Genomic DNA, 23,761 nt, shown 5'->3' on the forward strand with positions numbered 1-23,761 from the left:
CCAACTCCGCCCAGGCCGGCCCGCCACGCTCACCCGTGGGCGGGCTCGCGCGTCCGCAGGTCTATGATGCTCGGCTCCATCGCCAAGAAGATTTTCGGCTCCTCCAACGACCGCCGCGTCAAGGGCTACCGCCCCCGCGTCGCGCAGATCAACGCGCTGGAACCGGAGATCCAGGCCCTCTCGGACGAGGCCCTGCGCGCCCGCACCGACATGCTGAAGGCCGAGCTCGCCGCCGGCAAGAGCCTCGACGACATCCTCGTGCCGGCCTTCGCCACGGTGCGCGAGGCGGCCAAGCGCGTCTTCGGACAGCGCCACTTCGACGTGCAGCTCATCGGCGGCATGGTGCTCCACGAGGGCGGGATCGCCGAGATGAAGACCGGCGAGGGCAAGACCCTGGTGGCGACGCTGCCGGTCTACCTCAACGCCCTGGAGGGCAAGGGCGTCCACGTCGTCACCGTGAACGACTACCTCGCCTCCCGCGACGCCGAGTGGATGGGCCAGGTCTACCGGTTCCTGGGCCTGTCCGTCGGCACCATCGTCCACGGGCTCGACGACGCGCAGCGCAAGGACGCCTACGCCTGCGACATCACCTACGGCACCAACAACGAGTACGGGTTCGACTACCTGCGCGACAACATGAAGTACGAGATGTCCCAGCTGGCGCAGCGGGGGCACAACTTCGCGATCGTCGACGAGGTCGATTCGATCCTGATCGACGAGGCGCGCACGCCGCTGATCATCTCCGGCCCGGTGGATGACCGGTCGGAACTCTACGTGTCGGTCGACGCGCTGATGCCGCGCCTGCGCAAGGAGTTCTACGACCTCGACGAGAAGCAGCGCACCGTGTCGCTGACGGAGGAGGGCAACGAGTTCATCGAGGAGGCGATGCGCGAGGCGGGCCTCCTGAAGGAGGGTGACCTCTACGACGCCCACAACGTCACGCTGGTTCACCACGTGAATCAGGCCCTGCGGGCCCACACGCTGTTCACCCGCGACAAGGACTACATCGTCAAGAACGACGAGGTGGTGATCATCGACGAGTTCACCGGCCGCATGATGCAGGGCCGGCGCTACTCGGAGGGGCTCCACCAGGCGCTCGAGGCCAAGGAGCGGGTCACGATCCAGCCCGAGAACCAGACGCTCGCCTCGATCACCTTCCAGAACTACTTCCGCCTGTACAAGAAGCTCGCCGGCATGACCGGCACCGCCTCCACCGAGGCCGACGAGTTCGCCGAGATCTACAAGCTCGACGTGGTCGACATCCCGACCAACAAGGAGGTCGAGCGCGTCGACGAGGACGACGAGGTCTACCGCACCGTCGGCGAGAAGTACGAGGGCATCATCGCCGAGATCGACAAGGCGCACGCGCGCCACCAGCCGATCCTGGTCGGTACCGGCTCGATCGAGAAGTCGGAGCACCTCGCCGAGATGCTCAAGAAGGCCGGCTACAGCCTGCTCGACTACTCCGACCCGAACGCGCTGACCGACGTCTACGCCGCCGCCCGCGAGGGCCGGGTCACCAAGCGCTTCGCCGTGCTGAACGCGCGCTTCCACGAGCAGGAGGCCTACATCGTGGCCGAGGCGGGCGTGCCGGGCGCGATCACCATCGCCACCAACATGGCCGGCCGCGGCACCGACATCAAACTCGGCGGCAACCTCGAGATGCGAATCGAGAAGGAGCTCGGCCACCTCGCGGACGGGCCGGAGCGCGACGCGGCGATCGCGGCGATCAAGCAGGAGATCGCCGAGAACCGCGCCAAGGTGCTGGCCTCCGGCGAGCCGGCCGACCCGGAGGCGGGCCGCAAGAAGGCGCTGCCCGGCGGCCTCTACATCATCGGCACCGAGCGCCACGAATCGCGGCGCATCGACAACCAGCTCCGCGGTCGCTCCGGCCGCCAGGGCGATCCCGGCCGCTCGAAGTTCTACCTGTCGCTTCAGGACGACCTGATGCGGATCTTCGGCTCCGACCGCATGGACGGGATGCTGCAGAAGCTCGGCCTGGAGCAGGGCGAGGCGATCATCCACCCCTGGATCAACAAGGCGATCGAGAAGGCGCAGCAGAAGGTCGAGGCGCGCAACTTCGACATGCGCAAGAACGTGCTCAAGTACGACAACGTCATGAACGACCAGCGCAAGGTCGTGTTCGAGCAGCGCCGCGACTTCATGGGCCAGGACAGCGTCCGGGAGACCGTGGACGAGATGCGCGAGGGCGTGATCGACGATCTCGTCGCGCGCCACATTCCCGAGAACGCCTACGCCGAGCAGTGGGACGTCACCGGCCTGCGCGATCAGGTGAAGGAGATCCTGAATCTCGACGTGCCGGTCGAGGACTGGGCCAAGGAGGAGGGCATCGCCGACGAGGAGATGCGCGAGCGCCTGCTCAAGGCGGCCGAGACCGCCTACGCCGAGCGGACCGAGAAGAACGGCGCCGAAGTGACGGCCTATATCGAGAAGCAGGTCCTCCTGCAGACGCTCGACCACCTCTGGCGCGAGCACCTCGTGACGCTGGACCACCTCCGGCAGGTGATCGGCTGGCGCGGCTTCGCCCAGCGGGACCCGCTGAACGAGTACAAGTCCGAGGCGTTCGACCTGTTCAACGGGCTCGTGACCGCCCTGCGCGAGCAGGTGACCGCGCAGCTCTCGCGGGTCGAGATCATGATGCAGGAGCCGCAGGAGGAGTACCCGCCCGGCGGTCCGGCGCTGCCGCCGATGTTCGCCCAGCATCTCGACCCGGTCACCGGCGAGAACGAGATGGACTACGCCGGCCTCGGCTCGGGCAGCGACGGCGGCGGGGGGCCGGCCTACGGCTTCGCCGCGCAGGGTCTCGCGGCGGACGGCGCCGTGCTGGAGCGCGACCCGAACGACGCGACCACCTGGGGCCGCGTCGGGCGCAACGAGCCGTGCCCCTGCGGATCGGGCAAGAAGTACAAGCACTGCCACGGCAGCCTGCAGGCCTGAGGCCGGGATGCCCGCGCGGGCGCTGTTCATCGCCGGGGCCGGCACAGAGATCGGCAAGACCTACGTCACCGCCGCCCTGACCCGCCGCCTGCGGGCGCAGGGCCGGGCGGTCCGGACGGTCAAGCCGCTCGCCAGCGGTGTCCCGCCGCTGAGCGATCCCGGCTTCATCGAGAGCGACACAGCCCGGCTGCTGGACGCCCAGGGCCTGGCCCTGGACGAGGAGGCCGTGGAGGCCTGCTCCCCCTGGCGTTTCGCGGCGCCGCTCTCGCCCGATCAGGCCGCCGTGCTGGAGGGGCGGTCGCTGGACCTCGCCGACCTCGTCGGCTGGTGCCGGGATGAGATCGCCCGCGCCGAGGGCACGCTGCTCATCGAGGGTGTCGGCGGCCTCATGAGCCCGGTCACCGAGACCGCCACCGGGCTCGACTGGCTCCGGGCCCTCGGCCTCCCGGCGCTGCTGGTATCCGGGAGCTATCTCGGGGCGATCAGCCACGCGCTCACCGCCTGCGAGACCCTGCGCTTCCACGGCGTGAAGCTGCGCGCCGTGGCGGTCAGCGAGAGCCCGGGCGCACCGGCGCCCGTCGCGACCGTCGCCGCCGCGATCGCCCGGCACGCCGGCGCGCCCGTCTTCTGCCTGCGCCGCGGCGATGCCTGCCCGGAGGAACTGGCCGGGCTGATCTGAGCGCCGGCGCGCCGTTGCTGGACGGCGCGGCCGGTGCCCCTAGCTTAAGCGCTGCGGCGTCGCACCCGGCGCCCGAATCGTTCGGGCCGGGCAGTGCCCTGGGGAGCCCTGCGGTGAGTCAGACCCTTGCGCCGGCGGCGAGTCCCCGATCCCAGCCCGGGCCGGTCGATGCCGGAGCGGCGCGCGACCGGCTCCGACCGGCCCTCGTCCTGGGCGCGCTGGGCGTCGTGTACGGCGACATCGGCACGAGCCCGCTCTACGCGTTCAAGGAGGCCGTGAAGGCGGCGACGGCCGGCGGCGCCGCGGTGCCGGCGGCGGCCACCGGCGCGGTCTCGCTGATCCTGTGGTCGCTGATCCTGATCGTGTCGCTGAAATACGCGGTGCTGATCCTGCGCGCGGACAATCGCGGCGAGGGCGGCATCGTCGCCATGCTGGCGCTGCTCGGCGCCCGTCAGGCCCGGCCGGGCACGTGGAAGGCGCTGCTGCTGGTGGTCGGGCTGGTGGGGGCGGCGCTGCTCTACGGCGACGGCGCGATCACGCCGGCGATCTCGGTCCTGTCGGCGATCGAGGGCCTGAAGGTCGACGCGCCGGGTCTGGGCTCGTACGTGGTGCCGATCACGCTGGTGATCCTGGTCGGGCTGTTCCTCGTCCAGCACAAGGGTGTGGCCGCCATCGGCCGGGTGTTCGGACCCGTCATGCTCGTCTGGTTCGTCGTCCTGGGGCTGCTCGGGATCGCCGGCATCGTCGCCACGCCCGCGATCCTGGCGGCGGCCAACCCGTTCCGGGCCGTGGACTTCATGCTTCATGCCGGCTGGCACGTCAGCTTCGCGATGCTGGGCGCGGCCTTCCTGGCGGTGACCGGCGGCGAGGCGATGTACGCCGATCTCGGCCATTTCGGCGCCCTGCCGATCCGCGCCGCGTGGTTCGCCCTCGTGCTGCCGGCGCTGGTACTCAACTATTTCGGCCAGGGGGCCCTGCTGATCGCCGCGCCCGACGCCCTGGAGAACCCGTTCTTCCGCCTCTGCCCCGACTGGGGCCATCTGCCGCTCATCGCGCTGGCCACGATGGCGACCATCATCGCCTCGCAGGCGATCATCTCGGGCGTGTTCTCGCTGACCCAGCAATCGGTTCAGCTCGGCTTCCTGCCGGCCATGCGCATCGTCCAGACGGCGCACGAGGAGCGCGGCCAGATCTACGTGCCGGCGGTGAACTGGCTTCTCGCCGCCGCGACGCTGACGGCCGTGGTGGTGTTCGGCTCCTCCGACGCCCTGGCCGGCGCCTACGGCATCGCGGTGTCGATGCTGATGGGCATCACCACGCTGCTCGCCGCGCTGATCGCGCTCCGGTGGGGCTACAACCCGGTCCTGATCGTCGCGGTCAATGGCTTCTTCCTCGTCATCGACCTCGTGTTCTTCGCCGCCAACAGCGTAAAGATCCTGGAGGGCGGCTGGTTTCCCCTGGTGCTCGCCGGCGCGGTCGCCGCGATGATGCTGACCTGGAAGAAGGGGAACGAACTGGTCGAGGAGGCCCGGGCCGCCCTGCGCCTGCCGGAGGACGTCTTCCTCGCCGGCCTCCAGCATCGCGACCTGCTGCGCCTCCCGGGCACGGCCGCGTTCCTCTCGGCGGCCGAGCACGGCATCCCGCTGCATCTCTCGCGATTCGTGGAGCGCAACCACGCCCTGATGGAGCGCATCCTGATCATCACGGCGCTCTACGAGGAGACGCCGACCGTACCGCGGGATCAGCGCGCCCACGTGACGATCCTGGCGCCGGATTTCTACCGGGTGATCCTGCGCTACGGCTTCATGGAGGAGGCCTCGATCCCGGAAGGGTTGGCCTGCGCGGTCGAATCGCGCCACCTGCCGCCGCACGTCCTGGACGACATGACGATCTTCGTCGGGCACGAGACGATCATCCCGCGACGGAACGAGCGGGGTATGGCGCCCTGGCGGGAGAACCTGTTCGCCTTCATGCAGCGCAATGCCGAGCGCACCGGCGCCTTCTTCGGCGTGCCGACCCGGCAGGTCGTCGAGGTCGGCACCGAGATCGAGATCTAGGCCTGCGCCCGAGACATCTCCGCGCCCCGGCAAGTCTCCGCCGCGAGGCGCTCGAGAACAGGCCGAATCGCGCCGAGAGATGAGCGGGTCGGAGCCCGGCGCTGTGCATTCCCCCTCCGCCCGCGATCAACGCGACAGCGCTCGTGGACCTCCCGCCGCTCCGGACCTGCTTCCGGTGCCGGTCGGGACGAAGCACGAAAACTTGAGGCCGCGTCGCCGGACCGCCTGGAACCGTCGGCTCCCGCCACCGTTCCGCCCCGACGCAGGCGGCGCCCCTGGGGCGCCCGCCGGATTGGAGAGACAGCATGAACAGGGATCATCTCGAGGGCGGCGTCCGCCATCTGCGCGGCCGGATCAAGACGGCGACGGGCGCGGTCCGCGGCCGGGCCGGCGACCAGTTCGACGGCGCCTACGATCAGGCCGCCGGCGCCGCCCAGTACGCCTACGGCGAGGCCCGGGACAGGGTCCGCGACCTGCGCCACGGCGGCGAGAACCTCCTCGAGGAAGGCCGCACCCGGTTCCGCGACGCCGGCGCGCGCGGGCACGCCCTGGCGGACGAGGCGCTCGAGCGCGGCCAGCATTACCGCGAGCGCGCGGTGCGCCACGGACGGACGCTCGCGGCGCGCGCGGACGAGAACCGCGGCACGACCCTCGCCCTCGTGGCGGCCGTCGCATTCGGCCTCGGGTGGCTGGCGCGGCCGAGCCGCTGAGCGGCGGACCGGCCCTTGCCGGAAGCGGGGCGGGCGCTCGCGCGGCCGCCCCGCCAACGAGAACGCATAAAGACATCTTTATGTCTTGATTGCTTCGTAGGACGCGCGGTGGTAGGGGTTGCCCCGACCCGAAACGCGAACACGGAGCCATCGACTCATGGCCAAGGATTACATCGTCAAGGATATCGGGCTGGCCGATTACGGCCGGAAGGAGATCTCGATCGCCGAGACGGAGATGCCGGGCCTGATGGCGGTCCGTGAGGAGTACGGCGCGGCGCAGCCCCTGAAGGGCGCGAAGATCGCCGGGTCGCTCCACATGACGATCCAGACCGCCGTCCTGATCGAGACCCTCAAGGCGCTGGGCGCCGACATCCGCTGGGTCTCGTGCAACATCTACTCGACCCAGGACCACGCCGCCGCCGCCATCGCGGCCGCCGGCATCCCGGTCTTCGCCGTGAAGGGCGAGACCCTGGAGGAGTACTGGGACTACACCTCGCGCCTGTTCGACTGGCACGACGGCGGCATGCCGAACATGATCCTCGACGACGGCGGCGACGCGACCATGTTCGTCCATCTGGGCCTGCGCGCCGAGAACGGCGACACCGCCTTCCTCGACAAGCCGGCCAGCGAGGAGGAGGAGGTCTTCTTCGCGCTGCTCAAGCGCAAGCTCGCCGAGAAGCCGAAGGGCTGGTTCGCGGGCCTCGCCGACAGCATCAAGGGCGTCTCCGAGGAGACGACCACGGGCGTCCACCGCCTCTACGTGCTGGCCAAGGAGGGCAAGCTGCTCTTCCCGGCCATCAACGTGAACGACTCGGTCACCAAGTCGAAGTTCGACAACCTGTACGGCTGCAAGGAGTCGCTGGTCGACGGCATCCGCCGCGGCACCGACGTGATGATGGCCGGCAAGGTCGCGATGGTCGCGGGCTTCGGCGACGTGGGCAAGGGTTCGGCCGCGTCCCTGCGAAACGCCGGCTGCCGCGTGCTCGTGTCGGAGATCGACCCGATCTGCGCGCTCCAGGCCGCCATGGAGGGCTACGAGGTCGTGACCATGGAGGATGCGGCCCCGCGCGCCGACATCTTCGTCACCGCCACGGGCAACAAGGACATCATCACCATCGACCACATGCGGGCGATGAAGGACCGGGCGATCGTCTGCAACATCGGCCACTTCGACAACGAGATTCAGGTCGCCGGCCTGAAGAACCTCAAGTGGTCGAACATCAAGCCGCAGGTGGACGAGATCACCTTCGCGGACGGCCACCGCATCATCCTCCTGTCGGAGGGACGCTTGGTGAACCTCGGCAACGCCACCGGTCACCCGTCCTTCGTGATGTCGGCCTCGTTCACGAACCAGACGCTGGCCCAGATCGAGCTCTGGTCCAACCCGGGCAAGTACCAGAAGCAGGTCTACACCCTGCCGAAGAGCCTCGACGAGAAGGTCGCGGCCCTGCACCTGGAGAAGATCGGCGTGAAGCTCTCGAAGCTCCGCCCCGACCAGGCCGCCTATATCGGCGTCTCCGAGAACGGCCCGTTCAAGCCCGAGCACTACCGCTACTGAGCCCGGGTCGCGGGCGACGCGGTCGGCCTCCTGTCAGGGAGCCGGCACCGCGCAGCCGCGATCCGGCGGAGCGGTTCGGTCGACGGACCCGAAGGCCCGGCGCGCTGCGCCGGGCCTTTCTCGTTTGTCAAGCGCCGTCGGCTAATTCGAACTGTGTCTTCTGTGTGTCGTTAACGGCTGATGATGCCGACTTCGCCCAAAGCCACGCTTCGTTCCCCTTCCGGGGCGATTCCGCCGCACTGTAGAGTGCGGGCGAATCTTAGATCGATGGGGCTGCGGCAGTTCGGGAGAATCGCCGCGGGAACGGTGCGTTCTGCGCCGCGCGGCGACGCGCGCCGGTCGAACCGCCATCGGGTACCGGGGCGGGGCAAACCATGCGTGTCGGTCGTGCGACACACGTTCGGATCGGCGTGGGCGCACTCGCCCTGACGACGGCGAGCGCGGCCTTCGCCGAGCTGCCGGAGGCCGCCGCCGCGCATCCCGCGCGGGAGATCCACAGCGTGGCCGCCCTGGCGATCTTCGGCGGGCTCGTGGCCTTCGCGGTGATCCTGTCGCTCCTCCACCTCTACGAGCGCGGCCGGTGGACCCGCCGCGAGCGCGAGCTCGCCGCGACCCTCGACGTCCTGCGCGGCGCCCATGACCGGGCCGAGATGCTCCTGAACGCCGAGCGGCAGATCATCGTGACCTGGGATCAGCGGAGCGAGCCGGTGGTCGAGGGCGACATCAGCCTCGCGATCCACGGCGAGCGGCCGACCTCCGGCTATGCCCGCCGGGTCCTGGCGTTCGGGACGTGGCTCGTCGCCGCCGATGCCACCGCGGTCGAGGCCGCCGTGGAGACCCTGCGGGCGCGCGGCACCAGCTTCGCGCTGAGCCTGCGGAGCCAGACCGGCCGCAACATCGAGGCCCACGGGCAGGCCGTGGCGGGGCGCGCCCTCCTGCGCCTGCGCGAGACCAGCCAGGAGCGCTGCGAGATCGCCGACCTGCGCGCGACCCTGGATGAGACCCGCCGCGGGCTGGCGGCGCTCTCGGGGCTCCTCGACGCGATCCCCCAGCCGGTCTGGCGGCGCAACCGCGACGGCGGGCTGAGCTGGGTCAACGCCGCCTACGTGGCGGCGGTCGAGGCGGAGAGCCGCGAGGCCGCCCTCGGTGCCGGCCTGGAGCTGTTCGACCGGCCGGCCCGGGAGACGATCGCCCGCGAGGAGGCGGCCCGGTTCGCCGGCCTGACCCGGAGCGTCCCGCGCCTCTCGGCCATCGTGGCCGGCAACCGGCGGATGCTCGACGTGTTCGAGACCGGGCTGGAGACCGGCCGCGTCGGCATCGCCATCGACGTGTCGGAACTCGAGAGCGTGCGCGCCGACCTGCAGCGGCAGATGAACGCCAATGTCCGGACCCTGGACCAGCTGCCGACCGCCGTCGCGATGTTCGACGTCTCGCAGCGGCTGATCTTCCACAACGCCGCCTACCGGCAGCTCTGGGACCTCGACCAGGCCTTCCTCGACAGCCGCCCGTCCGACGGCGAGATCCTGGACCACCTGCGATCGGAGCGGAAGCTCGAGGAGCACGCGGATTTCCGCGGCTGGAAGCAGGGCGTCCTGTCCGCCTATCGGGCCGCGGAGGCGAACCAGACCTGGTGGTACCTGCCCGACGGCCGGACGCTGCGCGTCGTCGCGGATCCGAACCCGCAGGGCGGCCTCACTTACCTCTTCGACGACGTCTCCGACCGCCTGAACGCCGAGTCGCGCTACAACGCTCTGCGGCGCCTGCAGGCCGAGACCCTGGACACGCTGGCCGAGCCGGTGGCCGTGTTCGGCGCGGACGGGCGCCTGTCCCTCGCCAACCGCGCCTTCTTCACCGTGTGGCGGCTCGACCCGGAGATGGTCGAGGAGCGCCCGCACGTGGACGCGATCATCGCCGCCTGCCGCGCGCTGGCCCCAGCCGAGGAGCCGTGGCTCGACATCCGGGACGCGGTGGTCGGCCTGGAATCGCGCACCGCCCGGACGTGCCGCCTGGAGGTGGTGGACGGCACGGTCCTCGACTGCGCCGCGCAGCCGCTCCCGGAGGGCGCGACGCTCCTCACCCTGATCGACGTCACGGCGAGCGTGAACGTCGAGCGGGCGCTCACCGAGAAGAACGACGCCCTGGAGAAGGCCGCGCAGCTGCGCGACACCTTCGTGCACCACGTCTCCTACGAGCTGCGCTCGCCGCTCACCAACATCATCGGCTTCACCCAGCTCCTCGGCGACGAGACCGTCGGCGCGCTCAACGAGCGGCAGCGCGAGTACGCCGACCACATCATGCGCTCCTCGGCGGCGCTGCTCGTCATCATCAACGACATCCTCGACCTCGCCTCGATCGATGCCGGCTCGCTGGAACTCCAGCGCGAGGAGGTCGACGTCCAGGCCACCGTCGAGGCCGCCGTCCGCGGCATCGAGGACCGGCTCGCGGAATCGCACATCACCCTCGCCCTCGACGTGCCCGAGGATATCGGCAGCGTCCACGCCGACGGGAAGCGGGTGCGCCAGATCCTGTTCAACCTGCTCTCGAACGCCGTCGGCTTCTCGGATGCCGGCCAGCGCGTGGAGGTCCACGCCCGCCGGACCGCGCAGGAGCTGCTCCTGAGCGTGCGGGACCACGGCCGCGGCATGCCGCCCGAGATCGCCGATTCGGTGTTCAACCGCTTCGAGAGCCACACCCTCGGCACCCGCCACCGGGGCGTCGGCCTCGGCCTGTCGATCGTGCGCTCCTTCGTCGAGCTGCACGGGGGCCGGGTCCTGCTGGAGACGGCGCCGGGCAGCGGCACCCGCGTCACCTGCACGTTTCCGACCGACCTCGCGGGCGAGGCCCGGCACGCGCCGCCGCTCGAACCCAAGCCGCCCGTCCTGTCGCCGCCTCCGCCGCCACCTCCCCCGCGCAAGCCCACGCTGACGCTGCAGTCGAGCCGGCCGGAACCCGCGACACCCGACCGGCGAACGTCGCCGTAGCGCTTGATTCTTCGGCCGGTCCCGCGCAGCAGGGTGCATGTCCGCGCATGATCGTTCCGGCTGGGCCGTCTTCGGCATCGGCGATTTCCGCCTGTTCGGCTCGGCCCGGTTCCTCACCGGCCTCGCCTACCAGATGCAGGCGGTGGCGATCGGCTGGTACGTCTACGACCTGACCCATTCCGCCCTGGCGCTGGGCCTCGTGGGCCTCGCGGGCTTCCTGCCGGCGGTGCTGTGCGCGCTGATCACCGGCCACGTCGCGGACGCCTACGACCGGCGCCTCGTCGGCGCCGCCGCCTTCGCCCTCCAGAGCGCGGCGAGCCTCGGTCTCCTCACCTGCGCCCTCACGGGCGTGCACTCGGTCTGGCCGATCTACGCGCTCGTCATCGTCGTCGGCACGGCCCGGGCCTTCGCCAATCCGGCCCTGCAGGCGCTGCTGCCGACCCTGGTGCCCGGACCGCAATTCAGCTCGGCGATCGCGTGGAACGCCTCCCTCTGGCAGAGCGCCTCCGTGATGGGTCCGGCGCTCGGCGGCTTCCTCTACGCCCTCGGCCCCGCCGTGGTGTTCGGCGTGGCAGGGGGCAGCTTCGCCCTGGCCAGTTTCCTGACGCTGCTGATCCGCTTCCGGCCGGCGGCGACGAGCGAGCGGCCACCGATCACCTGGGCGGCACTCTCGGCCGGCATCGACTACATCCGCTCGCAGCCGGTGGTGCTCGGGGCGATCAGCCTCGACCTGTTCACCGTGCTGCTCGGAGGCGCCACGGCGCTCCTGCCGATCTACGCCGGGGAGGTGCTGCACGTCGGTCCCCTCGGCCTCGGCGCGCTCCGGAGCATGCCGGCCTTCGGGGCGGTCGCCATGGCGGTGCTGCTGGCGAACTACCCCCTCCGGCGCCACGCGGGCGTGCGCATGCTCCGCGCCGCCGCGGTGTTCGGGGCCGCCACGGTCGCCTTCGGGCTCTCGACGTCGCTGCCGCTCTCGATGGCCTGCCTGTTCGTCACGGGCGCTGCCGACATGATCTCGGTCTACGTGCGCCAGACCTTCGTGCAGGGCGAGACGCCGGACGCGATGCGCGGCCGCGTCTCAGCGGTGAATACGGTGTTCATCGGCGCCTCGAACGAGCTCGGCGAGTTCGAATCGGGGCTGCTCGCCGCCGCGATCGGCGCGGTCCCGGCGGTGGTGGCCGGCGGCGTCGCGACGGTCGGGGTCGCGCTGCTCTGGGGCCGGCTGTTCCCGGCCTTGAAGGCCCGCGACCGGCTGATGGTGCGGGGCTAGCGCGCCGTCGCGCGGCTCCGGACGTGACGCGTCCCGGACGACCGCGGTGGCGATCGTAGCTCCGCGAGCCGGCGCCGGACGGAGCGCGGGTCCGCTCTCCCGCACGGGAGAGGGGGCATGGACGAGCGGGCATGGCGCGGCTGTCTCGACCGGAGCCGTCGTCCTTTTTGAACCGTTGCACCACGATCGGGAACGGCCCCGGAGCCCGCCTCGTGAGCCGGGCTCCGCGACGGGCTCAGCGGCCCGACAGCAGCGGCGACCAGGTCGGGTCGGACGCGTAGGCGGGCGTCGGGACCGGCTGCTCCACCTTGCCGGTGATGTCGACCATGAACAGCTTGCCGCCGCCCTGGCCGCCCGGATCGCGGAAGAACAGCACGTACTGGCCGTTCGGCGCGAAGGTCGGGCCCTCGTTGTGGAAGCCCTCGGTGAGCACGCGCTCGCCCGAGCCGTCGGGCTTCGAGACGCAGATGGCGAAGCCGCCGTTGCGCTGGCGGGTGTAGGCGATCAGGTCACCGCGGGGCGAGAAGGCCGGCTGCGAGGCCGAGCCGGGGCCGAAGGTGATCCGGTGCGGGTTCGAGCCGTCCGCGCCCATCACGTAGACCTGCTGGGAGCCGCCGCGGTCGGATTCGAAGGCGATCTGCGATCCGTCGGGCGAGTAGGTCGGCGAGGTGTCGATCGCCATGCCGTTGGTGATCGAGCGCTGGGCCTTCGAGGCGAGGTCCATCGTCACGATGTCGGCGTTGCCGCCCTGCTGGACGCTCATCACGATCTTGCGGCCGTCCGGCGAGAAGCGCGGGCTCGCGCTCATCGAGTCGACGTTGCCGAGCGCCTGGCGGGAGCCGGTCTCCAGGTTGATCATCTGCACCCGCGGCTGGTGGCCGGTGGCCTGGGCCATGAAGGCGATGTCCTGCGTGGCCGGCGAGTAGCGCGGCGCCACGATCGACATCTCGCCGGTGGTGATCGCCCGGACGTTGGCGCCGTCCTGGTCCATGACCATCAGGCGCTTGCGGCGGTTCTCCTTGGGGCCGGTCTCGTCCACGAAGGCGATGCGGCTGTCGAACCAGGGCCCGAGGCCGGTGATCTTGGTGTAGACCCCGTCGGAGATCAGGTGGCCGGTGCGCCGGACGTTGGCGGCATCGGTACCGTATTGCTGGCCGGTCATCTGCTGGCCGTTGGTCACGTCCCAGAGCCGGAACTCGACCTTCACCCGGCCGCCCTCGCGCACGACGCGGCCGGTGACGAGGCCCTGGACGCCGGTCGCGCGCCACTTCTCGAAATTCGGGGCGGCGTCGAAGTTCGGCTGCTCGGGGAAGCGGGCGTGATCGAGCGGCGTGAAGTAGCCGGAGCGGCGCAGGTCGTTGGTGACCACGCCGGAGACGAGGCCGGCGAGGCTCGGGTCGCCGCCGAAATCCGCGATGGCGATGGGCATCGGCTGAAAGTTGCCGCCGCCGATGCGCAGCTGCAGCTGCGCCTGGGCGGGCCCGGCCAGGACGGCCGTCAGCAGGGTGAAGACCGCGATCAGGCGCGCGGCGAAGGACGTCGGGAGGCGCCCGACGGAGGGGAGGTGCAGCATGGTGGGTCGGATCCGAGTGACGATCTGACGAGGCGGCCGGATCAGGGCGGAAGAAGGGCTGGAAGCCCTCAAGTCGCCGTGAACTCGAACTCCGCGTTGATGGCCTTCCAGTCGTTGTAGTACGGCGCGTAGGTGGCCGGGATGTTGTACGGCGCGCAGCGGCGGACCGCCCGGAGCGCGGCCTGCGCGATCGATTGGTCGACCGCGCTCGCCCCGCCGCGCATGATCCGCGGCTCGGTGCTGAGCGAGCCGTTCGGGTTCAGGCGGATGTCGAGCACCGGCAGGACGACGCCCTGGGCCGCGCCGGGCGGCGCCGAGTAGCAGCGCTCGATCTGCTGCTGGAGCAGGCCGACCAGGGCGTCGCGCAGCGACGGCGACAGGCGCTGCGCGTTGCCGGTCGCGGCGCCGAGGGCCGCCACCTTCTGCACCGCGTGGCCGGTGGCGCCGGTCGACTGCGACGGCGCCTTCGAGGCGAGCATCGAGCGGATGTCGCCGGCGTTGAACTTGTCGGCGAGCTCGGCCTGCTTGCGCGCCTTGGCCTCGGCGTCGGCCTTGGCCTTCGCGTCCGCCATGGCCTTGGCTTTGGCCTTCGCGGCGGCCTCCGCCTTGGCGGCGGCTTCGGCCTTGGCAGCCTCCGCCTTCGCCTTCGCGGCAGCCTCCGCCTTCTCGCGCTCGGCCTCGGCCTTCGCCTCGGCGATCTCCTTCTGCCGCTCGGCTTCCGCCTCGGCCTTGGCCTTGGCGTCGGCGGCCTTCTTGGCCGCTTCCTTGGCAGCCTCGGCCTTCTTCGCGGCGGCCGCCTTCTGGGCGGCGGCCTCGGCCTCGGCCTCCTGCTTCTCGATCAGCTTCTCGAGCTGCTCGCGCTTCTCGGCCTCCGCCTTGGCGGCGGCGGCCTCGGACTTGGCCTTGGCTTCAGCCTTGGCGGCCGCAGCTTTCTCGGCCGCGGCCTTGGCGGCCTTCTCGGCGGCCTTCTCCGCCGCCTTCTCTGCCGCCTTCTCGGCGTCGCGCTTCTCCTGGGCCGCCTTGGCGGCCTGCGCCGTCTCCTGCGGGTCCGGCTCGGCGCGGAGCGGCATCTCCTCCGCGTTGGCGAGCTTCATCTCGGCCGTGCGCGTCGGCGCGGTGGGCGCGTCGGTCTTGGAGTTCTCCGGCTCGCGGTCCTCGAACTTCTCCGCCTTGCGGTCGGCCCGCGACGTGGCGTTCGGCATCGGCTTGTCGGCCTGACGCTCGCCCTTGGTGATCTCGGAGAACTGGTTCTCGGTGATCACCTCGACGGGCACGCCCTCCTGGGCCTCCGGCAGGGCCGGGGCCGCGACGCTGACCAGCGCCAGCGCGAGGAGCGCGACGTGGGTGCCGGCGGAGATCCAGACACCCGGTTCCTTGCGGTCGAAGCGGAACTCCACGGGACGGCCCTACTGATGCTCAGGCTCGGTGACGAGGGCGACCTTCTTGAAGCCGCCGCCGGTCACGATCGCCATCACCTGCGCCACGCGGCCGTAATCGACCCGCTTGTCGCCGCGCACGAAGACGCGCTCCTCGGTTCCGGTCTTGGCGGTCTCCATGAGCTTCGGCACGATCGAGTCGTCGGTGAGCTCATCCTCGCCGAGAAAGACCTGGCCGGTCTGGCGGATCGACAAGGTGATCGGCTTCACGTCGGAATTGAGCGGCGAGGCCTTGGATTGCGGCAGGTCGAGGGGCACGCCCACGGTCATCATCGGCGCCGCGACCATGAAGATGATCAGGAGCACGAGCACGACGTCGATGAACGGCGTCATGTTGATCTCGTTGATGGGTCCGCCGCGGCGGCCCCGGCGCCGGCGGCGCTTGCCGCCCTGCGATGCGCCCGCTGCCATGCCCATGGATCGGTCTCCTCTGGATCAGCCGGTTCAGGCGGCGAGCGGCAGGCGCTCGTCGATCTGGCGGGAGAGGATGGCGGAGAACTCGTCGGCGAAGCTCTCCAGCCGCGACTGCGCCTTGGAAACCTCGGCCTGGAGCTTGTTGTAGGCGAGAACCGCCGGGATCGCGGCGAACAGACCGATCGCGGTGGCGAACAGAGCCTCGGCGATGCCGGGGGCGACGACGGCGAGCGAGGTGTTCTTCGAGGCCGCGATCGACGTGAAGGCGGTCATGATGCCCCAGACCGTGCCGAACAGGCCGATATACGGGCCGGCCGAGCCGATCGAGGCGAGGAACAGCAGGCGCGACTCCAGCCGCTCGACCTCGCGGTGGATGGTGACGTCGAGCTGCTTCTCGATGCGCTGCGACAGTGACTGAATCTGCCGGCCGGAGCCCTCGAACGAGCGCTTCCACTCGCGCATGGCGGCGACGAAGACGGCGGCGAGGCCCGTCGCCGGCCGGTCGTTGAACGAGCGGAAGAGCTCCTCCAGGGAGCGGCCGGACCAGAACGCGTCCTCGAACGCGTCCATCTCGGCCTTGGTCCGGCGGAACAGCAGCGTCTTGTCGACGATGATCGACCAGCACCAGATCGAGGCGCTGAGCAGCCCGATCATCACGATCTTCACGACGAAGTGGGCCTGCAGGAACAGGCCGAGCAGCGTCATGTCGGCGACAGGCGCGGCCTGCATCGCGTCGGCTGGGTTCATCCGTCGAGGTCTCCTGCTCCGGATCGCGATGCGCCGGGCGAGGCCCGCGTCCGCCGGATCCGTGAGCGATATCAACGCTGTCGCCCGCGAATCTGTCGAAAGTAAGGGCCGTTGGCGGCCCCGCGCCCCGCCGTGGCATCGCCTCCGTTAAGGGCGCGGCAGGGTTAAGGATCGGTTTCGATCCGGGCGATCCTGAGGCGTGCGGCGTGGACCGTCGGGCCGTCCGGGCTGGACCTGCCGAAAGTGCCTCCCGTATGGTCGTGGCCCGCGGCGCCGAGTCGAGAGCCCTGAGAGACGCAGGACGCGCATGACCCTCCCCGTTCCCAGCCTGCCCGATCTGCTGCCCACCGGCCCGGCCCGGTTCCTGGGCTGGTCCATGATCGCCGACCCGATGGTGGCCGGCTTCCTGGCGCGCGCGGGGTTCGACGCCGTCCTGCTGGATCAGCAGCACGGCACCTACGACTACAAATCGTCTTGTGCGGCGATCACCGAGGTGGCCCTGGCCGGCAAATCGAGCCTGGTGCGCGTGCCGGTGGGCGACTTCGCCATGGTCTCGCGGATGCTCGACGCGGGCGCCGCCGGGGTCGTGGCGCCGATGATCAACACCGTCGCGGATGCCGAGGCCCTGGCCGCCGCGGCGAAGTTCCCGCCGGTCGGTCAGCGAAGCTGGGGACCGGACCGGGCCATGTGGCTCTCCGGTCTCCGGAACGGTGCGGACTATCTCGCGGGCGCCAATGACCGGGCGCTCACGATCGCCATGTGCGAGACCGAGGCGGGGATCGCCGACCTGGAGGCGATCCTCGCCGTCCCGGGCATCGACGGCATCCTGGTCGGCCCGGCAGACCTGTCGATCGCGCTGTCGAGGGGGGCGGCCATCGATCCGCTGGGATCGGCGGTCACGGCGGCCCTCGGCGAGATCGCCCGCAAGACGCGGGCGGCGGGAAAAATCCCCTGCGCCTTCGCGCCGTCGCCGGGCCGGGCGCGCGAGATGGTCGGGATGGGCTACCAGCTGGTCTCGGTCGAGTACGACGCGCTGACCATCGTGAACGCTTTCGCCCGGGTGCTCAGCGAGGCCGACCCGTCGCGGGCCGGCTGAGGTGTCTGTCTAGCCGGGATCGCCCGGCGCGAGCCGCCGCCGGAGCGCGTCCGGCAGGCGGACGGCGCGGCCGTCGCGCACGCAGGCGACCGTGACCTCCGCCGAGACCAACACGTCGTCGCCGCGCCGAACCTCCTGTGCGAGCTGCATCGACGCACCGCGCAGCGCGCGCGTGCGGGTGACGATCGTCAGCAGATCGTCCATCCGGGCGGGGCGGATGAAATCGAGGCTCATGCGCCGCACCACGAAGACGAGGCCGCAGGCGTCGCGGTGCAGATCCGACTGGTCGCCGGCGAGGTCCCGGAGCAGTTCGGTGCGGCCGCGCTCGAGGAAGCGGAGATAGCTGGCGTGGTAGACGAAGCCCGAAAAATCGGTGTCCTCGTAGTATACGCGCACGCCCAGCCTGTGCGGCGGGGTGCTCTCCCCGGCGGATCCGTCGGTGTCGGGCTCGATCGCGCTCATGCGCCCCTTTAGCGACGGGCGGCGCGACGGCGCAACACGACGAGGGCCGCCCCGGGGCGGCCCTCGTGCATTTCACGCCGTGCGCGTCGTTCAGCCGCCGATGCGGGCCGCGATGGTCGCCGAGTGCGCGTGCTCGTCGGCGATGTAGGGCAGGGCCTCGGTGGCGAACTTGCGGCCCTGGGCATTGTCGCCCTGCCTGGCGTAGGCATCGTAGAGCGCCAGGGTGCGGGCGTCCGACCGGGCCTGTTGATCGATGTAGGTCCGGTCGAAGGCCCGGCCGTTCGGAGCCGCCTGGAGCTGCGCCAGCCGCGCCTGACCGCGCTCTCCGAGGGCCACGCGACGGCCCGGCTCGGCCGGGCTGTTGTCGACGAGGCCCACCGCGCCGAGGGCGCCGCCGACGATGCCGGTGCCGATATTGGCGGCCACCGTCACCGGCGCCAGCACGAGCCCGACCGGGTTGCTCAGGTCGGTGCGGATACCCTGGTTGTCGGAGACCACCGAGCCGTTGCGCGACAGCGAAGTGTTCGGCGGCAGGAGCGCGTCCGTGGTCGCCCTGCGCTCGACGAGGACCCGGTTGGCATAGTTGCGGACGTGCGGGTTCCGCGACCGCTGAAGGGCGATGCGGCTCGCCTCGATGCTGGCGGCGTCCGAACGCAGCGCCTCGGCCCGGAAAGCGGGCGTCTCGGTCGCGGCGGCGCCGACGCCGTCCTGGTTGGCGAAGGGCTGCACGCGGATCGGAAGGGCGTCCTGCGCGAAGGCGGGCGCAGAGATGGCGGCGACGGACAGGCCGAGCACGGCGAGCGTAAGCTTCTTCATGACAGAAGTTTATCCCTGACGTTGTTCTTGAGATCGCGAAGATCCGCCGCGATCGCAGAGACAGGGCCTCGGCCGCGGCAGCCTTGCCGGCACTCAGCGAACTGGGTGCGGTCGCCTCCACAACTGACGCGATCTGGGCCTGTTCCGTCCGAGCGCCCACGTTTTCGCGAGCGGATCGCCGCTGCTACTCCAGGATAAGCTTGGCAATATTGCCGCGTGAGCGCGCAAAAGATCAACTTACTGAGGAGCTTGCCAGTGTCGCGTCGCACAACCGGATCGGACGCATTACGGAAAACCGGGCCCTCACTTCATGTGGGAAGCGAAAACCTGTCCCCACACCAGCGCATGGATGCCGGAGCCGCCCGCTTTACGCCTCGCCCTCGCTGAAGAAACCGAATTGGCCGTTGGGATCCCGCGCCGGCTCGGCGAAGCCCATATGCCGGTAAGCGTGTCGGGTGAGGACGCGTCCGCGGGGGGTGCGCTGCACGAAGCCGCGCTGGATCAGGTAGGGCTCGATGATGTCCTCGATCGCGTCCCGCGGCTCCGACAAGGCCGCCCCGATCGTCTCGATCCCCACGGGCCCGCCCCCGAACGAGCGCGCGATCAGGCTCAGGTACTTGCGGTCCATCACGTCGAGCCCGGCCCCGTCCACGTCGAGCAGCTGCAGCGCCCGGTCGGCGATCGCCCGCGTCACCGTCTCGGCCTCCGCCACCACCGCGAAGTCCCGCACCCGCCGCAGAAGCCGCCCCGCGATCCGCGGCGTGCCCCGCGCCCGCCGGGCGATCTCGTTGGCGCCCTCCGCCGACATGCCTAAGCCCAGGACCCGCGCCCCGCGCGCCACGATCTGCTCCAGCTCGTCGATCTCGTAGAACTCCAGCCGGATCGGGATCCCGAACCGGTCGCGCAGCGGCGTCGTCAAGAGGCCCGCGCGCGTCGTGGCGCCCACCAGGGTGAACTTCGGCAGCTCGATCTTGACCGAGCGCGCCGCCGGGCCCTCGCCGATGATCAGGTCGAGCTGGTAATCCTCCATGGCCGGGTAGAGGATCTCCTCGACCGCCGGGTTGAGCCGGTGGATCTCGTCGATGAACAGGACGTCGCGCTCCTCCAGGTTGGTGAGCTGCGCGGCCAGATCGCCGGCCTTGGCGATGACCGGTCCGGAGGTCGAGCGGAANCCCAGGACCCGCGCGCCGCGGGCCACGATCTGCTCCAGCTCGTCGATCTCGTAGAACTCCAGCCGGATCGGGATCCCGAACCGGTCGCGCAGCGGCGTCGTCAAGAGGCCCGCGCGCGTCGTGGCGCCCACCAGGGTGAACTTCGGCAGCTCGATCTTGACCGAGCGCGCCGCCGGGCCCTCGCCGATGATCAGGTCGAGCTGGTAATCCTCCATGGCCGGGTAGAGGATCTCCTCGACCGCCGGGTTGAGCCGGTGGATCTCGTCGATGAACAGGACGTCGCGCTCCTCCAGGTTGGTGAGCTGCGCGGCCAGATCGCCGGCCTTGGCGATGACCGGTCCGGAGGTCGAGCGGAAGTTCACGCCGAGCTCGCGCGCCACGATCTGGGCCAGCGTGGTCTTGCCCAAACCCGGCGGCCCGACGAACAGCACGTGGTCGAGCGCCTGGCCGGTCTTGCGCGCCGCCTCGATGAACACCTGCATGTTCGCCCGCGCCGCCCGCTGACCGATGAACTCGGACAGGCTCAGCGGGCGGATCGTCTGATCCACGTCCTCGGCCCGCTTCTCCGGCGTCAGGAGCGTGTTGGTCGGAGGCTTCGGCTTGCTCATGAACCCTGCTTCGTGGACCGTGCCGCGCGGCCCGCGATGGACGGTCTCGCAGGACGGCTGGGCACCGGCGCGTCCGGTTTTGTTCTTCCTTACCCGCGAAAGCCGGGAAGTCTAAGCGCCGTGGCCGGGGATGTGAGCGCGCGCACGGCCCGCCGCCGTCGATGCAACCGCGATGCAACCGAACCGCCGGCCCGCGCATTCCTCGACCGATCCCCAAGCACGGCCGCAGAGCGCATTTCGCCCATGAAACTCCCGATGATCGCTGCCGCCGCAGCCGGCGCCGCCTGGCTCGCCCTGCCGCTCGCGGCCCAGGCCGCCAATGCCCCGGCCGAGACCAAGGTCGCCGAGGCCAATCCGCAGGTTCATCCCGTGTCGGTGGAGCGCGACGACGACGTCACCTGCAGCCGGGCCCGCCGCCGCCTGTGGATCGAGGGCGAGGGCTGGGTGGTCCGGCGTATCACCACCTGCCGGTGACCCGACCGCGCCGGCAGGCCGATCGGCCGGGCGTGACGGCGCCGTTACGCACTCTGCGCGACTGGAGCCGCGGAACGGTGGGTGGTCCTGTCTGTTGGCCTCGCATCCGGCGCGGATCGCGCGCGCCGACCCGCATCGGAGCCGGCCCCATGGCGAACCGGATGATCCTGACTCTGATCGCCCTCGCGGCGGCCGCGCCCGCTTCGGCGCAGACCTTCCGGAGCGCCGATCCCTACGCGCCGGTCGCCTACGCACCCGGCTATGGCGGCGATCCGGGTTTTGCCAACGCGTTCGTGCACGGGACCTATATCGGCGCTCCGCTGACCCGCGTGCCGCGACCGACCCAGATCGTGCCCAGCCCGTGGAGCTACGGCACCTACGGTGTTCCGACGGTGACGGGCATCCCGGCCGCTCCTGCGGGTCAGCCGACCCTGACGGTGATCAGCGCCGCCCCCCACGGGCGCCGCGGCGCGCGCCCGGTCAGCGCCGACCCGGGCGCGGGGGCCCGGATCATCGCGGTTCAGGTTCCCCGGCGCTGAGCGCCGCGAACCACGCCGCGTAGGGCGTGTTGCGAACGAGGTGCCGGTTGAGGTCGGGGGCGCCGTCCGTCCACCAGACCGGCCCGCGCTCGCCGAGCGCGGTCTTCGCCGCGTCGACCTCGGCCCTGGCGGCCGCGAGCGATTCCGCGGCGCCCTTCTCGCCCGACCGCTCGGCCTGCTTGGCCTCTTTCACGCCCCGCCGCGCCGCCATCAGGCGCTTCACCAGCGCCGCCCGGCAGGATTCCGACAGCTCGGGATTCGCGCGGCGCCACAGCCGTTCCCGGACAACGATGTAGCGCCGGTCCGGAGTGGTGATGGCCACGCTCATGCCGGGATCTGCTCCGTTGGAGTGAATTAAGCCTTCCAGCTTACACGGCGGATGTCAGTTGCGGGTCAGGCCATGCAGATCGTCATCGTCGACTCGAGCCGCGTCGTGCTGCAGATCATCGCGTCCCTGATCGAGCCTCGGGGCCACGCGGTGCACCCGTTCACGGATTCGGAACGAGCACTGGAATTCCTGGCGGCGACGCCCACGGTCCGCGTGCTGATCACCAGCCTGGAGGTGCGGCCGCTCTGCGGGCTCGAACTCTGCTGGTCGGCCCGGCTGCTCGCGGAATCCCGCGGGCCGCTGCACGTCATCACCATGTCGTCGGCCCGCAACGTCCGCAACCTGGCCGAGGCCCTCGACAGCGGCGCCGACGATTTCATCGAGAAGCCGCCGAGTGCCGAGGAGCTGAACGCGCGCCTGCGCGCGGCCGAGCGCCTGACCACCATGCAGGAGGAGCTGATCCGCCTCGCCGAGACGGATCCTCTGACCGGCTCCTATAACCGGCGCGCCTTCTTCAACCGCGCGCGCAGCGCTGCGGGGCAGAGCCGTGGCCCGGGCGCCGTCTCGGCGATCCTCCTCGACATCGATCATTTCAAGCGCATCAACGACGAGCACGGGCACGATGTCGGCGACGTGGCGATCAGGGCCGTGGCCGAGGTGATCTCGCGGGCGGGGATCGCCGGACGCCTCGGCGGCGAGGAATTCGCCATCATCCTGCCGGGCTGCGGCCTCGCGGAGGCGGTGGCGCATGCCGAGCGCCTGCGGGGCGACGTCCAGGCCCTGCCGATCCGCGGGGCGAAGGGCCCGATCGGGCTGAGCTGCAGCTTCGGCGTCAGCACCTGGCGGGACGGCGACAGCGTCGAGGCCCTGGTCAAGCGGGCGGATGTCGCGCTCTACGCGGCCAAGGGCGGCGGCCGGAACCGGGTCGTCCCGGACCAGGGCGAGGCCGCGCGCGCCGTCACGGGCTGACACGGACCGCTGCCCCAGATTGGCACAGTGCGTCGAGCGATGTCCCGCCGGCGTCCCAGATCGGCGCATTGATTCGCCGAGTATCCGTTTCTCGGCAGCGATTCTGCCAATATAAAGCTTAATATTCGCGAGTCGTTGCTGGAACGGATCTTGGAACTTCGCCTTCGATCCCGGCCGCCTGTATCAAGCCGGGAGAGCGAGGTGCGAGGTCATGAGTACGGCCGTTGGCGTCCTGATCCTGGATGAGCCGGAGGACCTGAGCGCGACGGTTCGCGCCACCCTCGAGCACATGCCCGAATTCCACACCATCGGCGAGGCCGACCTGGACCGTGCCGACGCCGGCAGCAGCGTCGCCCTGGTCTTCCTCGACGAGATCCGGCTCGCCGACGGGATCGCCCGCATCGTCGCCCTGAAGGAGCGGCAGCCGAAGCTCCGCACGCTGGTCGCCTTCGGCGCCCTCACGGCGGACGATCTCCGCGCCCTGCTGGCCGCGGGCGCCGACGCCTTCGTGGCGCGGTCCAAGTCGCCGCGCGAACTCGGCGCGGCGCTGCTCGCCCTGGCGGAGGGCTCGGACTGCCTGGTCCCGCCGGAGCAGCCGGTGACGATGGCGCCGGACGCGGGCGAGAGCCTCGGGCTCACGCCCCGCGAGGCGGAGGTCCTGCGCTTCCTCAGTTCCGGGTTCAGCAACAAGGAGGTCGCGCGGCGTCTGGCCCTCAGCGTGCGCACGGTGGAGACCCACCGGCTCAACCTGCGGCGCAAGACCCAGACCGGCCGGCTGAAGGATCTGGTCTCGCTGGCCCGTCAGCTCGGCCTCGCCCCCGTGGTCGACACCGGCGATCAGGCCCGGCGCGGCACCGACAGTCGCTCACCGGGCAACGACAACCAGTCCCGGCACTGACAGGGGGTCCGGGCGG

The 23,761-nt window shown here is 70.8% G+C and carries 20 protein-coding genes; 12 read left to right on the forward strand and 8 right to left on the reverse strand.

Translation table 11 applies throughout. The features are described 5' to 3' along the window. Nucleotides 1-66 precede the first annotated feature (66 nt). From secA to MOTC310_RS20065, 7 genes are all read left to right on the forward strand, one after another. Complete coding sequence (gene secA, locus MOTC310_RS20035) at nucleotides 67-2,958, forward strand: preprotein translocase subunit SecA (RefSeq protein ID WP_331303377.1); 2,892 nt, start codon at nucleotides 67-69, stop codon at nucleotides 2,956-2,958. 7 nt (nucleotides 2,959-2,965) lie between these two features. Beyond that, on the forward strand, nucleotides 2,966-3,637 hold the full coding sequence (bioD, locus tag MOTC310_RS20040; RefSeq protein ID WP_331303060.1) for a dethiobiotin synthase: 672 nt from the start codon (nucleotides 2,966-2,968) through the stop codon (nucleotides 3,635-3,637). Nucleotides 3,638-3,750: 113 nt separating this feature from the next. Next, nucleotides 3,751-5,694 (forward strand): potassium transporter Kup, encoded by a 1,944-nt coding sequence (locus MOTC310_RS20045; protein ID WP_331303061.1) that lies wholly within the window; start codon nucleotides 3,751-3,753, stop codon nucleotides 5,692-5,694. A 305-nt stretch (nucleotides 5,695-5,999) separates the two neighbouring features. Beyond that, the gene (locus MOTC310_RS20050) at nucleotides 6,000-6,404 is read left to right on the forward strand and encodes a CsbD family protein (RefSeq protein ID WP_331303062.1); all 405 of its coding nucleotides are present in this window, start codon (nucleotides 6,000-6,002) and stop codon (nucleotides 6,402-6,404) included. A gap of 157 nt (nucleotides 6,405-6,561) precedes the next feature. After that, on the forward strand, nucleotides 6,562-7,962 hold the full coding sequence (gene ahcY, locus MOTC310_RS20055) for an adenosylhomocysteinase (RefSeq protein ID WP_331290010.1): 1,401 nt from the start codon (nucleotides 6,562-6,564) through the stop codon (nucleotides 7,960-7,962). A gap of 374 nt (nucleotides 7,963-8,336) precedes the next feature. Further along, a complete protein-coding gene (locus tag MOTC310_RS20060; protein ID WP_331303063.1) occupies nucleotides 8,337-10,943 on the forward strand; it encodes a sensor histidine kinase in 2,607 nt (868 codons plus the stop codon). A 37-nt stretch (nucleotides 10,944-10,980) separates the two neighbouring features. Then, the gene (locus MOTC310_RS20065) at nucleotides 10,981-12,213 is read left to right on the forward strand and encodes an MFS transporter (RefSeq protein WP_331290008.1); all 1,233 of its coding nucleotides are present in this window, start codon (nucleotides 10,981-10,983) and stop codon (nucleotides 12,211-12,213) included. Nucleotides 12,214-12,448: 235 nt separating this feature from the next. Here MOTC310_RS20065 and tolB read toward each other — a convergent pair whose 3' ends face one another. From tolB to tolQ, 4 genes are all read right to left on the reverse strand, one after another. Then, nucleotides 12,449-13,786, reverse strand: a complete 1,338-nt coding sequence (gene tolB, locus MOTC310_RS20070; RefSeq protein WP_012317748.1) for a Tol-Pal system beta propeller repeat protein TolB — start codon at nucleotides 13,784-13,786, stop codon at nucleotides 12,449-12,451. A gap of 68 nt (nucleotides 13,787-13,854) precedes the next feature. Further along, nucleotides 13,855-15,183 (reverse strand): cell envelope integrity protein TolA, encoded by a 1,329-nt coding sequence (gene tolA / locus MOTC310_RS20075; protein WP_331303064.1) that lies wholly within the window; start codon nucleotides 15,181-15,183, stop codon nucleotides 13,855-13,857. Nucleotides 15,184-15,192: 9 nt separating this feature from the next. Then, the gene (locus MOTC310_RS20080) at nucleotides 15,193-15,639 is read right to left on the reverse strand and encodes an ExbD/TolR family protein (protein WP_020093363.1); all 447 of its coding nucleotides are present in this window, start codon (nucleotides 15,637-15,639) and stop codon (nucleotides 15,193-15,195) included. A 27-nt stretch (nucleotides 15,640-15,666) separates the two neighbouring features. Next, nucleotides 15,667-16,383, reverse strand: coding sequence for a protein TolQ (gene tolQ / locus MOTC310_RS20085; protein ID WP_012317751.1), 717 nt, complete (start codon nucleotides 16,381-16,383; stop codon nucleotides 15,667-15,669). Nucleotides 16,384-16,690: 307 nt separating this feature from the next. Here tolQ and MOTC310_RS20090 point away from each other — a divergent pair, with 307 nt between their 5' ends. Beyond that, entirely contained in the window at nucleotides 16,691-17,479 is a 789-nt protein-coding gene (locus MOTC310_RS20090) for an HpcH/HpaI aldolase family protein (RefSeq protein ID WP_331303065.1), read from the forward strand. Between the two features lie 9 nt (nucleotides 17,480-17,488). Here the strand turns inward: MOTC310_RS20090 and ybgC are convergent, their stop codons facing one another. The 3 genes from ybgC to ruvB all read right to left on the reverse strand — a co-directional run bounded on the left by ybgC (nucleotide 17,489) and on the right by ruvB (nucleotide 20,537). Then, nucleotides 17,489-17,941 carry a tol-pal system-associated acyl-CoA thioesterase gene (gene ybgC, locus MOTC310_RS20095; protein ID WP_331303066.1) on the reverse strand — a complete coding sequence of 151 codons (453 nt, stop codon included), beginning with the start codon at nucleotides 17,939-17,941 and terminating at the stop codon, nucleotides 17,489-17,491. A 90-nt stretch (nucleotides 17,942-18,031) separates the two neighbouring features. Then, complete coding sequence (locus MOTC310_RS20100) at nucleotides 18,032-18,757, reverse strand: DUF4142 domain-containing protein (RefSeq protein WP_331290004.1); 726 nt, start codon at nucleotides 18,755-18,757, stop codon at nucleotides 18,032-18,034. A 367-nt stretch (nucleotides 18,758-19,124) separates the two neighbouring features. Further along, a complete protein-coding gene (ruvB, locus tag MOTC310_RS20105) occupies nucleotides 19,125-20,537 on the reverse strand; it encodes a Holliday junction branch migration DNA helicase RuvB (RefSeq protein WP_331303067.1) in 1,413 nt (470 codons plus the stop codon). A 255-nt stretch (nucleotides 20,538-20,792) separates the two neighbouring features. Here ruvB and MOTC310_RS20110 point away from each other — a divergent pair, with 255 nt between their 5' ends. Next, the gene (locus tag MOTC310_RS20110) at nucleotides 20,793-21,011 is read left to right on the forward strand and encodes a hypothetical protein (protein ID WP_331303068.1); all 219 of its coding nucleotides are present in this window, start codon (nucleotides 20,793-20,795) and stop codon (nucleotides 21,009-21,011) included. Nucleotides 21,012-21,160: 149 nt separating this feature from the next. After that, nucleotides 21,161-21,550 (forward strand): hypothetical protein, encoded by a 390-nt coding sequence (locus tag MOTC310_RS20115; RefSeq protein WP_331303069.1) that lies wholly within the window; start codon nucleotides 21,161-21,163, stop codon nucleotides 21,548-21,550. Here the strand turns inward: MOTC310_RS20115 and MOTC310_RS20120 are convergent. Then, nucleotides 21,522-21,878 (reverse strand): hypothetical protein, encoded by a 357-nt coding sequence (locus MOTC310_RS20120; RefSeq protein WP_331303070.1) that lies wholly within the window; start codon nucleotides 21,876-21,878, stop codon nucleotides 21,522-21,524. The genes MOTC310_RS20115 and MOTC310_RS20120 overlap by 29 nt on opposite strands. Nucleotides 21,879-21,950: 72 nt before the next feature. Here MOTC310_RS20120 and MOTC310_RS20125 point away from each other — a divergent pair, with 72 nt between their 5' ends. Both MOTC310_RS20125 and MOTC310_RS20130 read left to right on the forward strand, forming a co-directional pair. Further along, complete coding sequence (locus tag MOTC310_RS20125) at nucleotides 21,951-22,847, forward strand: GGDEF domain-containing protein (RefSeq protein WP_331303071.1); 897 nt, start codon at nucleotides 21,951-21,953, stop codon at nucleotides 22,845-22,847. 211 nt (nucleotides 22,848-23,058) lie between these two features. Next, nucleotides 23,059-23,745 carry a response regulator transcription factor gene (locus MOTC310_RS20130; RefSeq protein ID WP_331303072.1) on the forward strand — a complete coding sequence of 229 codons (687 nt, stop codon included), beginning with the start codon at nucleotides 23,059-23,061 and terminating at the stop codon, nucleotides 23,743-23,745. Nucleotides 23,746-23,761 lie beyond the last annotated feature (16 nt).

Origin of the sequence: Methylobacterium oryzae, assembly GCF_036441375.1 — a bacterium.
Lineage (GTDB): Bacteria > Pseudomonadota > Alphaproteobacteria > Rhizobiales > Beijerinckiaceae > Methylobacterium > Methylobacterium oryzae_A.

What these genes read in the sequence shown, in the direction of transcription:
- MOTC310_RS20125 (WP_331303071.1), top strand. Translation starts at nt 21,951, where the DNA reads ATGCAGATCGTCATCGTCGACTCGAGCCGCGTCGTGCTGCAGATCATC.
- MOTC310_RS20050 (WP_331303062.1), top strand. Translation starts at nt 6,000, where the DNA reads ATGAACAGGGATCATCTCGAGGGCGGCGTCCGCCATCTGCGCGGCCGG.
- secA (WP_331303377.1), top strand. Translation starts at nt 67, where the DNA reads ATGCTCGGCTCCATCGCCAAGAAGATTTTCGGCTCCTCCAACGACCGC.
- MOTC310_RS20130 (WP_331303072.1), top strand. Translation starts at nt 23,059, where the DNA reads ATGAGTACGGCCGTTGGCGTCCTGATCCTGGATGAGCCGGAGGACCTG.
- tolB (WP_012317748.1), bottom strand. Translation starts at nt 13,786, where the DNA reads ATGCTGCACCTCCCCTCCGTCGGGCGCCTCCCGACGTCCTTCGCCGCG.
- MOTC310_RS20060 (WP_331303063.1), top strand. Translation starts at nt 8,337, where the DNA reads ATGCGTGTCGGTCGTGCGACACACGTTCGGATCGGCGTGGGCGCACTC.
- MOTC310_RS20115 (WP_331303069.1), top strand. Translation starts at nt 21,161, where the DNA reads ATGGCGAACCGGATGATCCTGACTCTGATCGCCCTCGCGGCGGCCGCG.
- MOTC310_RS20120 (WP_331303070.1), bottom strand. Translation starts at nt 21,878, where the DNA reads ATGAGCGTGGCCATCACCACTCCGGACCGGCGCTACATCGTTGTCCGG.
- MOTC310_RS20100 (WP_331290004.1), bottom strand. Translation starts at nt 18,757, where the DNA reads ATGAAGAAGCTTACGCTCGCCGTGCTCGGCCTGTCCGTCGCCGCCATC.
- MOTC310_RS20090 (WP_331303065.1), top strand. Translation starts at nt 16,691, where the DNA reads ATGACCCTCCCCGTTCCCAGCCTGCCCGATCTGCTGCCCACCGGCCCG.
- MOTC310_RS20110 (WP_331303068.1), top strand. Translation starts at nt 20,793, where the DNA reads ATGATCGCTGCCGCCGCAGCCGGCGCCGCCTGGCTCGCCCTGCCGCTC.
- tolQ (WP_012317751.1), bottom strand. Translation starts at nt 16,383, where the DNA reads ATGAACCCAGCCGACGCGATGCAGGCCGCGCCTGTCGCCGACATGACG.
- ybgC (WP_331303066.1), bottom strand. Translation starts at nt 17,941, where the DNA reads ATGAGCGCGATCGAGCCCGACACCGACGGATCCGCCGGGGAGAGCACC.
- bioD (WP_331303060.1), top strand. Translation starts at nt 2,966, where the DNA reads ATGCCCGCGCGGGCGCTGTTCATCGCCGGGGCCGGCACAGAGATCGGC.
- ahcY (WP_331290010.1), top strand. Translation starts at nt 6,562, where the DNA reads ATGGCCAAGGATTACATCGTCAAGGATATCGGGCTGGCCGATTACGGC.
- MOTC310_RS20080 (WP_020093363.1), bottom strand. Translation starts at nt 15,639, where the DNA reads ATGGGCATGGCAGCGGGCGCATCGCAGGGCGGCAAGCGCCGCCGGCGC.
- MOTC310_RS20065 (WP_331290008.1), top strand. Translation starts at nt 10,981, where the DNA reads ATGTCCGCGCATGATCGTTCCGGCTGGGCCGTCTTCGGCATCGGCGAT.